The 12,083-nt window shown below is 46.6% G+C and carries 6 protein-coding genes; all 6 read right to left on the minus strand.

Translation table 11 applies throughout. From position 1 onward, the window contains the following. Positions 1 to 194 precede the first annotated feature (194 nt). The 6 genes from gltB to JMX92_RS02140 all read right to left on the minus strand — a co-directional run bounded on the left by gltB (position 195) and on the right by JMX92_RS02140 (position 12,081). Positions 195 to 4,718: a glutamate synthase large subunit gene (gltB, locus tag JMX92_RS02115; protein WP_227675233.1), complete on the minus strand. Its 4,524-nt coding sequence runs from the start codon at positions 4,716 to 4,718 to the stop codon at positions 195 to 197. Positions 4,719 to 5,536: 818 nt separating this feature from the next. Continuing rightward, positions 5,537 to 6,586, minus strand: a complete 1,050-nt coding sequence (locus JMX92_RS02120) for a hypothetical protein (RefSeq protein ID WP_201543617.1) — start codon at positions 6,584 to 6,586, stop codon at positions 5,537 to 5,539. Positions 6,587 to 6,699: 113 nt separating this feature from the next. Further along, positions 6,700 to 7,782 carry a 3-dehydroquinate synthase gene (aroB, locus tag JMX92_RS02125; protein WP_201543618.1) on the minus strand — a complete coding sequence of 361 codons (1,083 nt, stop codon included), beginning with the start codon at positions 7,780 to 7,782 and terminating at the stop codon, positions 6,700 to 6,702. 110 nt (positions 7,783 to 7,892) lie between these two features. Then, a complete protein-coding gene (locus JMX92_RS02130) occupies positions 7,893 to 8,435 on the minus strand; it encodes a shikimate kinase (RefSeq protein WP_011959688.1) in 543 nt (180 codons plus the stop codon). 240 nt (positions 8,436 to 8,675) lie between these two features. Beyond that, positions 8,676 to 10,604, minus strand: coding sequence for a type IV pilus secretin PilQ (locus tag JMX92_RS02135; RefSeq protein WP_201543625.1), 1,929 nt, complete (start codon positions 10,602 to 10,604; stop codon positions 8,676 to 8,678). Positions 10,605 to 10,671: 67 nt separating this feature from the next. After that, the gene (locus JMX92_RS02140) at positions 10,672 to 12,081 is read right to left on the minus strand and encodes a pilus assembly protein PilP (RefSeq protein WP_201543627.1); all 1,410 of its coding nucleotides are present in this window, start codon (positions 12,079 to 12,081) and stop codon (positions 10,672 to 10,674) included. Positions 12,082 to 12,083 lie beyond the last annotated feature (2 nt).

Below are 12,083 nucleotides of genomic sequence, written 5' to 3' on the forward strand. Positions count from 1 at the left end.
GGTATTACATTTAGGACAATTATGGCCAAATAAAGGCTGCTGTTAATCATCTACTAAACGCAAAACCTGCCGCACGAGGGGGTGGCTACCCTCAGTTGGACAAAATATACGGGGTAAAGGTCAAGCAATTATCGGTTAAGCGCTGTGGCCTTAATCTATCAAGACCACAGCTTATGGCTTCGCTTAGCGCTGCCTTATTGTGGATCTGCGGTGGTGCTATGCAGCAATGATGCCATATTAGCGGCTTTTGGTTTCACCAAGAATACTTTGCGCACATAATGCTCAAAGTCAGCCAAAATCTGACGGCCCCAAGCACTGCCTGTCTTCTCCACATGGGTTTCAATAATCTGTTTTAGATAAATGCGGTGCTCTTCGGTCTGCTCGCTTGAGATACGATGCAAGTCAATAAGCTCATGATTACAACGATCAAAGAAGCTGTTATCTAAATCGAGTACGAAGGCAAAACCACCGGTCATACCTGCCCCGAAGTTAAGCCCGGTTTTACCCAGTACCGTGACCACACCACCTGTCATATATTCACAGCAGTGATCACCCACGCCCTCGATAACGGCGTGTGCGCCTGAGTTACGTACCGCAAAGCGCTCACCCGCTGTCCCTGAAGCATATAGCTTACCACCGGTGGCACCATACAAACAGGTGTTACCGATAATGGCGGTTTCTTGTGAGGCAAACGTTGAGCCTTTGGGCGGATAAATAACAATCTCACCGCCTGCCATGCCTTTGCCCACATAGTCATTGGCATCGCCTTCAAGCTCAATATTAAGCCCACCTGCGTTCCACACGCCCAAGCTTTGACCCGCGGTACCCGCCAAGTGCAGCTTGATGGGGCTATCTGACATGCCTAAATTACCCCACACCTGAGCAATTTCACCTGAGATACGTGCCCCAATTGAGCGGTCACAGTTGCCCACTTGATAGCTGTAAGTACCGCCATGACCTTGGCGAATGGCCAAAATCATATCATCGACCATTTTTTCAGCCAATAAGCCTTTATCAAAGGGCTCATTGCGCTCAACTTGGCAAGTATGTGGTTTGCCCTCTGCGGCAGGATGAGTGCGCAGTAGTGGCGATAAATCTAGGTTACGCTGCTGATCGGTAGTGCCCTCTAACAGCTCTAATAAATCTGTACGGCCTACCAACTCTTCCATAGTACGTACGCCTAAGAAGGCCAGCCATTCACGGGTCTCGGTGGCGACAAACTTAAAGAAGTTAATCAACATTTCAGCTTCACCGATAAAGTGCTCATCACGCAGACGTGCTTGCTGAGTGGCAACCCCTGTCGGACAGTTGTTTAGATGGCAGATACGTAGGTATTTACAGCCCACCGCAATCATAGGCGTGGTACCAAAGCCGAAGCTTTCTGCCCCCAAAATAGCCGCTTTGACCACATCAAGACCTGTCTTTAAGCCCCCATCGGTTTGCATCCGTACTTTGTCACGCAGACCGTTAACACGCAAAGACTGATGCGCTTCGGCCAAACCAAGCTCCCACGGTGAGCCGGCATGGTGAATAGAGGACAAAGGTGATGCTGCTGTACCGCCGTCATATCCTGAGACGGTAATCAAGTCTGCATACGCTTTTGCCACACCAGTGGCGATGGTGCCTACGCCTGGGCGCGATACCAATTTGACCGATACTAAGGCTTCTGGGTTGACTTGCTTTAAGTCAAAAATAAGCTGTGCCAAATCTTCAATAGAGTAAATATCATGATGTGGTGGGGGTGAAATCAAAGTCACACCCGGCACTGAATAGCGTAGACGAGCGATTAACGAGTTGACCTTACCCCCTGGCAACTGCCCGCCTTCGCCCGGTTTTGCACCCTGAGCCACTTTAATCTGCATCACTTGTGCTGAGCGCAGATAAGCTGGGGTTACCCCAAAGCGACCTGATGCAATCTGTTTGATTTTTGAGTTACGCATGGTGCCATAACGCACAGGGTCTTCACCGCCCTCACCGGAGTTGGAACGGCCGCCGATGGTATTCATCGCCATCGCAATTGCTTCGTGCGCTTCAGGGGATAATGCCCCTAATGACATACCCGCTGAATCAAAGCGTGGCAAGATTGCCTCGATACCCTCAACTTCATCCACGCTAATGGGGTTGTCTGATTTAAGGGCTAACAAATCGCGCAAGGTGGCCACAGGGCGCATATTCACCAAGTTGGCGTATTCACGGTAATTCTCATAATCGCCAGTGCGTACCGCTTTGTGTAAGGTGTTAATCACATCTGGGTTAAATGCGTGATACTCTTTATTAAACACAAACTTGAGCATACCACCTTGGTCTAGCGGGGTGCGGCGACTAAAGGCATTTTTGGCCAATAACGCTTGGTCTTTGGTCAAGTCTTCAAAAGTGGCGCCTTTAATACGGCTTTGCACCCCTTTAAAGCACATCTCAACGATCTCTTCTGATAAGCCAACGGCTTCAAATAGTTGCGCGCCGCGATAAGAGACAATGGTTGAGATACCCATTTTAGATAAGATTTTAAGCAGTCCTTTATCCAAGCCTTTGCGGAAATTGGCACGTGCTTGCAGTGGATCGCCCAACAATTCACCTGACGCCACTAAATCTGAGATAACATCGTAGGCCAAGTACGGATACACACACGTGGCACCAAAGCCGATCAAGACTGCCACTTGATGTGAGTCACGCGCCACGCCCGTTTCTACAATTAAGTTGGCATCGGTACGCAGACCTTTTTCGATTAGGTAATGATGCACAGCACCAGTGACCAAAATAGCGTTGGCGGGCAATTTACCTTTCTCAATGCCTTTGTCCGACAAGATAATTAAGGTCTTTTTGGCTAAAACCGCCTGCTCAACTTGTTCACAAATTTGCTTAATTGCCACCTCTAAGCTTAACGACTCATCATAGTTGATGTCGATACGCTGACTTAAAAAGGCGGGGTCCTCCAAGGCTTCAATTTGCTGCATTTTGCTCGGTGACAGCACGGGTGAGGCCAGAATAATACGGTGCGCATCACGAGGAGTTGGGTTAAAGATGTTGGTCTCTGCACCCAAACAGGTTTGCAATGACATCACGATAGACTCACGCAAGGGGTCAATCGGGGGATTGGTGACCTGAGCGAACTGCTGGCGGAAGAAGTCGGCTACGTTACGTACTTGCTTAGACAGCACCGCAACAGGGGTATCGTCTCCCATTGAACCCACCGGCTCTTGGCCACTTTCGGCATTGGGACGGATAATCTCAGTGCGCTCTTCATTGGTAATGTTGAACATTTTTTGTAGCGCTTTTAGCGGCTCACCGAGTACACCCTGTTCAAGCAGCTTCTCTTCTATCTGCTCATTATCACGGATGCGGGTGGCTTCTTCACGCAGCCATTTGCGATAAGGGTGCGCTTTTTTTAGGCGATTGCTGATAACTTGATCGTCTAGTACTTCACCATTTAAGGTATCGATAACCAGCATTTGGCCAGGCCCAACACGGCCTTTGGCAATCACGTCATTGGGATCATAGTCCCAAACCCCAATCTCTGAGGCAACCGTAATGTAGCCATTTTTGGTGGTGACCCAGCGTGACGGGCGCAAACCATTGCGGTCAAGCATACACACCGCATAGCGACCATCTTGGATCACCAGACCTGCCGGTCCATCCCAAGGCTCCATATGCTGCGAGTAGAACTCATAAAAGGCACGCAAGTCCATGTCCATGCTGTCCACGTTCTGCCAAGCGGGTGGCACCAAAATAGACATCGCATGGAACAAGGTCATACCCCCTGAAATAAGCACCTCAAGCATGTTATCAAGGCTTGAAGAGTCAGAGCCGGTACGGTTCACTAACGGGTGTAGCTGAGTAATCTCTGGCAGCTTTGGCGTTTCAAGTTTTGGCGTACGTGCCACAGACCAGTTACGGTTGGCAGTAATGGTATTTAGCTCACCGTTGTGTGCCAAATAACGAAACGGCTGAGCCAATGGCCAACGCGGTAAGGTATTGGTTGAGAAGCGCTGATGGAACACCACAATATGCGAGTGCAGGCGGCTGTCTTGCAAGTCACTATAAAAGGCAGGCAAGTCAGAGGGCATAACAAGGCCCTTATAAATGACTGTCTGGCAATTTAATGAGGTCACATAAAACAGCTCATCATCGGTCAGTGCAAGCTCAGCTTTTTTGCGGGCGACATACAGCTTGCGGTTAAAATCCTCAACGCTTAAATCACTAGGAGCATTCACAAAAATCTGTTTAAACTGCGGCAAAGATTCACGGCCGATCTCACCCACAATGGATAAATCCACAGGCACATCACGCCAGCCGGCAACCGTTAAGCCTTGGGCTGCCACTTCTTTGTCCAATACTTGTTGACTGTGTGCAGCAAGCTTTTCATCCAGATTTAAAAACACCATACCGACAGCGAAGTTTTCATCGAGCTCAAGGCCAAGCTCTGAGGCCACGGTATGGAAGAAGTCAACTGGCTTGGCCAATAATAAGCCACACCCATCGCCTGTTTTACCATCAGCGGCTACACCACCACGGTGGGTCATACAGCTTAAGCTATGAATGGCAGTTTTTACTAAATGGTGGCTGGGTTTGCCTTCGATGTGAGCAACTAGGCCAAAGCCGCAGTTATCGGTGAAATCGTCAGGAGAAGCAAGATAGGTGGGGGTGTCTATAGCGGGGGGTTGTGTGTGGTTCTGAGTGTGGTCTAAGGTTGCAGGATTGGCTATAAAATTCTGGGTCATGGCGTGTCCTTTATTTATGTGATGCCAGTTACGCACCACTAAATGAATATTCGAGATAGACACAACTGTCAGGATGGATAGCACAGCTGTGTTAGGAAATGGGCCAAAAAATAGAGAGTAGCAATAATTAACTCACTGTTTATCTATATCTTAATGACTATAACGCTTTGTGGATTCTTATTTAACCAATAATATATTGGCAAAACAGTCACTCCAAACCTAGATGAATACGATGAAATTAGGATAATAGGCAACACTTCATCACACCCATAAGGCAGTTATCGACCATCGCAAAAACGTTAAAAATAATGGTCTATACCGAGCCTAGCAATCGCTTTATATAGATAAAAATAGTAATACTCACTATCATTAAAATAAATACCTACGATAACCTAGCTAAACGTCGTATAACCCATATTAGAGAAACATAACTATAAAATCCAGTGAAATTTATGGATTGAATTATATTTTTCTTCACATTTTATTTGTAGCCAAACCTTTATTAAGTAATAACTTTTTATTATAAGCACCATTAGAAAAACTTTGGTTAGTTGTCTTATTGTGTGCCTTTACTGTCTAATCAATTAGACAAATCACAACCTTATCGCCTTATCAATAAAGCTTAGCCACGCACTATAACGCTGTTTTTAGCTGCCCTGTTATGCGCCAAGATTATGGGGTGATTTAATAACTTCTTTGTTAACTGCCTAAGCTTTATTGATAAAAACCAGATAAAAACCAGACAAAAACCAGACAAAAAAAAGGTACTCTATGATTTCAAGAGTACCTTAGATAATGGCTATGTCATCGCCAAAAAACTATTCAGTTTTTTCATCAATGAGCTGCTTAATACTGTCATTACCAGATTTTTGAGTGTTTTTACTGGCCTCGGCAGGCTTAGTAAGTTCTGGCTTTGGTTTTTCTGCTTTTGGTTTTGCAGCCTCTTCTTTGGGTTTGGCATTGTTTTTTGGTGGAGTCGGCTCAACGCTTGGCTGAATATTACCCTCTGATGGGCTGACGACTTTGCGCTCTTCTTGTACCGATAGCGTGTCGTTGGTATTATTCGAGGTTTTAATGTCACTGCTTGGGCGAGCACTGCTGTTATTAGTGCCGCTGCTGTCGCTGCTTTGACTTTGTGCTTGGCTGCTATTATTGCTCGATTGTGGCTCACTAACGATGCGGCGACGTGGCGCAATTTCGCTGCGAGTAGCTTGTAGCTTAACCTGACGGGCACGGTTGCGAGATAGGTCTTTAATAGGCGCCGACAGCTCATAGTTTTCAATGACCGTTAAGTACCCAGAGATCTCTTCGGGGATTACTTGGACGTTAGCCGGTAAATCAAAGTCAACGCTACTGGCCGCATTAACAGCCAGTTGTTCACTTGGCATCACATCATAGGTAAGCAGATAACGCGGCTGATTGTTTGAATCACGATAGCGGAAATAGGCGAATTTTTGACGGTCTTTGCGTGAATTAAGGTAGTCAGTGATAATCTCGTGCTCAGACACATCCATCACCTGAACGGTCCATTTACCCTTAAATTTCTTTAAATACTTGGCATCTTTAAACTCAGGCGGATAATCACGTAAATCTCGCACTAAAGCATCAAATGAGATAGGTTTGACATCGGCATTCAATTCATTAAGCTTATCGATACGAGTTACTTGATCAATTTTTGAGGCGATTGCTTCAGGAGGCACCTCGGTTTCGGCCTTTTTTTCATCATCAAAAACAGGCGCGGCACTGAACATCCATAAAGCTAGGGCGGCTGCACTGACTAATAAAGCCGTAATCAACCACACGCTAGCCACAAGCCGCTTTTTGGTTTTTTGAGGCATATTAGAAGGTGAGCTTTTTGTGATTGCCATAGAGCAAATCCAGTCAATAAAGAGATATTGAAATAGTTAATTAAACTTAAATCATATGAATCAAACGCACACTATTATACTGTGTGAGTCCTTGTGCTGTCATTAACTGCTGTTTAATTAGGTACGCAGCTTGCAAGCACCTCTTCAAGCAGCTTAGGCTCAAAGTCAGCAGTAACGACGGCATCACCCACTGATTTTAACAAAATCAGCCTAACTTGTCCTGACTTAACTTTTTTATCGTGCTGCATTAAGTCAAGGGCAATTTGGGTATCTATGCTAGGCGGCTGTGTGGGCAGCTTGGCCGATATCAACACCGCACAGATACGCTGCAGCTGCGCCTCACTTATCCAGCCCATCTTATGCGACAGCTGAGCGGCCTGCACCATTCCGGCAGCCACTGCCTCGCCGTGCAGCCACTGACCATAGCCCTCATGGGTCTCAATCACATGACCGAAGGTATGACCAAAGTTTAGCAGCGCCCGCTTACCCGCTTCGCGCTCATCTTGTGCCACGATATCGGCCTTGTACTGACAACAGCGCGCCACCGCTTCTGCCAATGCCACTTTATCAAGCCCCATTAAAGCGGCCATATTGTCCTCTAACCAATCTAAAAACGTCTCGTCCATAATCAGCGCGTATTTGATCACCTCAGCCATACCCGCTGACAACTCACGCTGGGGCAAGGTGGTCAAGGTGTGCATATCAGCCAGCACCATTTGTGGCTGCCAAAAGGCGCCAATCATGTTTTTACCCTTTGGATGATTAATGCCTGTTTTACCGCCCACACTAGAATCCACTTGAGATAATAAGGTGGTTGGGATTTGGATAAAATTCACCCCGCGCATAAAGCTTGCCGCAGCAAAGCCGGTCATATCGCCAATCACCCCACCGCCTAGGGCCACCAAGGTCACGTCACGGCTGCAGTGGTTGTCCATCAAGGCGTCATAAATGGTATCAATATACTTTTGAGTCTTGTATTGCTCACCGTCTGGTAGCACCACACTCATTACCTCAAAGTCCTCTTTTAGCCCCGCAGCCAAGTCTGCTAGATACAGCTTTTCAACTGTGGTGTTGGTGACTATCATCACTTGTTTGCCCTTGATATAAGGCGCAATTTCTTTGGCCATATCACACTGACTGGTGATAATGATGGGATAATCATGGCTTTGGGTGTGGACGACTAAATTTGCTTTCATAAGACTCTCAACATCCATTTTAGGCTTAATATCAATACGCTGGGCAATCAATACGCTTACTAACTAAAAGACAGACTCGCTTATCGCTTTTCCGCTAAGGGTTTATAGACTTAGGATTTCATGTGCTCAGGATAATGCTGCTTTAACGCTTCTATGATTTTTTTGAGCATATAGCGTGGGTAGCCATCGCCGGTCTCCACCACGATATCTGCCACTTCGCGGTATAACGGGTCACGCACATCGAACAAAGACTGCAGCACCGCTCGAGGATTGGGGGTATTTAATAAAGGACGCGACTTATCTTTGGCGGTTCTTTTAAGCTGTACATCCACATTGGCCCGCAAATAAATGGTAATGCCTTGCTTGGTTAGATTATCTCTATTTTGTGGCTGCATCACTACCCCGCCACCTGTCGCCAATACCACATTGGGCAAAGCTGTCAGCTCAGCAATAGCACGTGCTTCACGCTCTCGAAACCCCGTCTCACCCTCTTTTTCGAAGATCCACGGAATATCGGCGCCTGTCTGCTCACAAATATAGTGATCACTGTCTATAAAATCTCGGCCCAAATGTTTTGCCAACAGCTTACCAACCGTAGTTTTCCCCGCTCCCATAGGGCCTACAATAAATAATGACGGCAGTGTCGATTGCATTATTATCTCTCACATAAATTCACGGATTATACAGGCATTTATAGGTTTAGTCCCAGTTAGCTGTATCCGTTTTAAAAAGTATTATTGCTGTTAATAATAGCAACTCGCCCAAGCCTTGACCACACTTTAAAGCTGCACCGCTACGCTTTGCCCACACAGTCAAAAGCCTTACTGCTTTAACACAGCCAGTTTTATTAAGCTCCTTTATGTTTATGGCGGCCAGTCGATACTACATTGATATTAGGGCAGCTGCATCAGCTTAGGGGTGACAAAGATAAGCAGCTCTTGTTGGTCATTACGGCGCAAGTCTTGTTTAAATAAGCGGCCTATATGAGGCAAGTCACCAAAAAAAGGCACCTTTTGGGTATTATTAAAAATCTGATTGCGATAAATACCGCCCAGTACCAGAGTTTGGCCATCACCGACAGTTACTCTGGTGCTTAATCGGTCTGTATCTATCAATATCACCCCATTGCCGACGGGATTGGGCCGGCCATTTTCGATATTTAATTGTAATGATATTTTGTCTTCTGGCGTGATACTAGGCGTAACCTGTAGGCTCAATAAGGCCTCCTCAAACTGAGTGGTGGTACCACCGCCTTCTGACTCACTTTGATAAGGGATTTTGGTTCCAGAAGATACAGTGGCCGTTTGTTTGTCCAAAGTCAGTATCTTAGGGGTAGAGATAACTTCGCCACGGCCTTCAGCCTGCATCGCCGATAATTCCAAATCAATCATCAAATCTGACATGCTAAGTAGACCAAATGCAATACGTCCGGCCGGATTGCTAATCCCTAAGTCGACATTAAGATTGTCTGGGCGAGTAATAGCGTATCCCGCTCGACTTTTATTACGGCCTTTATAAGCGGTATTTGGAGCACTAAAGCTTTTTAAATCAGCCAAAGTTTGATCACTTGCGCCCACTAACAGATCATCATTGTGCGCCACTCCTTTTGATAACAACCCCCATTTAACCCCCATCTCTTTGCTAAAGTTGTCGGTGGCACTAACCATTCTGACCTCAATCATTACCTGACGCACTGGGATATCTATCTGCTTAATCAAAGCGTGAATATTGGACAGGCTATCAGCGGTATCTTTGATAATTAAAGTATTGGTACGCGCATCTACTGCAATCATCCCTCGGCTCGATAGCAAGCGGCTACTGACAGGCAAGTTCAAGCGTGTTACTACAGCAGGTAAAGCTGAGGGTGCATTGGCGACAGCCGTTGAAGCCGGTAGATGTTGCATGGCCACAGGGGTAGGTGTAGGGCTGCCACTGGCTTTAATAATCAAGGCTTGTAGGTCTGCTGCCTTGGCATAATTAAGCCGAATATACTCACTGCGCAGTGGCATCAGTGCTTGAGACTGCTGCTCAATGGCTAACTGCTGGGCCCGCTGTTTGGCCATCTGTGCCAGTGGCGCAACCAAAATTACATTACCTTGGGTTTGTTTGCCCAGCTGCTGACTGGTAAGGATAATATCTAACGCCTGATCCCAAGGCACATTGACCAAATTGAGCATTAAGCTGCCTGTTACTTGATCAGTGGCGACAATATTGGTATCGGTAAATTGAGATAACAGATGCAGCACGCTGCGCACCTCAACCTGTTGGAAGTCCACCGAAATGGGTTTGCCGCTATATATTTTTGGGGTGACAGTATTTTGTTGAATTGCTCTGACCGGCTGAATCTGGATTTTAATGAGATTATCTAATTGATAGCTTTGATACTCAAAATCTTTGGATACCGTGAAGATAAGCCAAGTGTCTTTACCGCGCTGATCGGCCTCAATACGTTGTAATAACCCAGTGAGCTTCTGGCCAAGTACAGGCATTGACCCGTGTGCTGATGAGGCTGTCACCCCTTTTAAGCGCACTAGTAATGTATTGCCTTGGCGCTTAATCTCAATCTGGGTGTCCGGATTATCTAATGCAATCTGCAGCATCTCTTGATTTTCAGACAGGCGCTGATAGTCAATCTGATAAGGCGCGGCAAAAGAGTTGAACGCTTTAGCAGTGACAGTATCTGGCTGCTCTTGCACATTGATGAGTGCAGAAGTTGCCGCTGGTGCTTGGCTGCTAAGACTGACAGTCACCGCCAGTGTGAGCGCTTGCATTGCCCTAAATTTGAGCCGTAGCTGATAAACCTCAGGCCTAAAAAACATCATGTGCTGTTCCTAATAAAGGGCATAATAAAAAGTGACGCTCAAAGCAAGATTGTGCTTTTGTATCTAGCTAAAAGGGGGCGATTAGACTAACTCTGCGCTTGGTTTTACCGCTCTCTGGGATGAGCACCGTTTCTACCAAGTTAAGATGAGTGGGCGTAATCTCTACCACTCGGCCCTGATGCAGTCCCAGATAATCACCTATTTTTACAGCAGTAATCACCCCATCTGGCCGCTGCACCAGACCTTGTGTGGTGGCAGCTCCCCACCCCATCATCCCGCGATAGGTCAGCTGAGATAGCCCATAATATTCCATCGCTTGGCGTATGCGGCCGCTGCCCTCTCCTGACCACACAGCTGGCGGGATAACTGCATTGGTCAGGTTATCTGCCTTATTTACGTCAAGGTTAGCTGCCGGCTTGCCAGCCTGTACTACCGTCACATCTGGCACAGCGCTGTGTTTAACTAATATGGACTTAAATCCAAAAGGATCACGGTTAGATGCTGTCTGATAGACAGTGGAGAGCAAAGAATTTGTCTGGGTTTTATCGGTATGCGACCTATTTGTACGAGTTGTCTTAGGATTATCTGAGTCTGACAGGCTATTTAAGGCTAAATTGCCAAGCTTAGCTTGAGTCTCAGCACTCAAAACATAGGCGTTAGCTTGTAGCCTCAAAGACAATTGCGGCTGTAAGGTGCTACCGGTCTTTAATCGTGTTAATTCAAAATCATATGCCACTATCAGCTTAGGTAGCAACGCTAAATCCGCCAAAAAACCTCCTAACTGCTGATATTCGGCCACGGCTAAGAGGGTCATAGGCTGCTCAATAAACAGCTTTTCGGCAGTGGCTGCTGTCCTAACCTGTGGGGAGATATCCTTGTTAGAGCTGGGATTGGCAGCATCTACTGTGTCTGCTGCCATCAGCTGATCCGAGCGGTTATCAGAGTCTTTGTGAGCCACCGACTGCGTAGGCAAGGCTAAGTTTTTGAACACGATATGATTGCTGCGACCCGCTTCAGTGATTTGTTGTAGTAGCGTTGAGGGCGCTGCGCCACTTGCCATCTGACGCTCAGCAAATGATGGCTCTACAGCCTCACCTGTTAAACTCTGTGGTTGTGAATTATCGGAGCTATCAAGCAGACCAAGGCGCTGTATCTGCTCAATAAAGCCTTGCTGTAATGCTTGGATCTGGGCATCATTGTCAGGTAACTGCTTAAGTTTAAGCTGCTTTTCATTGGCGGCGGCCAATAAAACCTGGTGTTGATTTTGCGCCGCCTCAATACGAGCCAACTGCTGACGAATCGGTAGCATATAGCTAATCACAGCCATACTCAGTGTGATAAGCAGAATAATAAAAACTTTAACGAACCTCGGCCAGCTACCATAGTTTTGGGTATCTAGGCTTTGCATTTGATAAATAAGTGGCCAAATTCGCCCTTTAGTTTGCCCTGTTTTTTTGACGCGAGCAGCTAGGCTCATAA

Source organism: Psychrobacter sp. H7-1 (assembly GCF_904846585.1).
GTDB classification, from domain to species: domain Bacteria; phylum Pseudomonadota; class Gammaproteobacteria; order Pseudomonadales; family Moraxellaceae; genus Psychrobacter; species Psychrobacter raelei.

Excerpts from the sequence above, each read along its gene's own strand:
- gltB (WP_227675233.1), bottom strand. The coding sequence starts at position 4,718 with ATGACCCAGAATTTTATAGCCAATCCTGCAACCTTAGACCACACTCAG.
- JMX92_RS02120 (WP_201543617.1), bottom strand. The coding sequence starts at position 6,586 with ATGGCAATCACAAAAAGCTCACCTTCTAATATGCCTCAAAAAACCAAA.
- aroB (WP_201543618.1), bottom strand. The coding sequence starts at position 7,782 with ATGAAAGCAAATTTAGTCGTCCACACCCAAAGCCATGATTATCCCATC.
- JMX92_RS02130 (WP_011959688.1), bottom strand. The coding sequence starts at position 8,435 with ATGCAATCGACACTGCCGTCATTATTTATTGTAGGCCCTATGGGAGCG.
- JMX92_RS02135 (WP_201543625.1), bottom strand. The coding sequence starts at position 10,604 with ATGATGTTTTTTAGGCCTGAGGTTTATCAGCTACGGCTCAAATTTAGG.
- JMX92_RS02140 (WP_201543627.1), bottom strand. The coding sequence starts at position 12,081 with ATGAGCCTAGCTGCTCGCGTCAAAAAAACAGGGCAAACTAAAGGGCGA.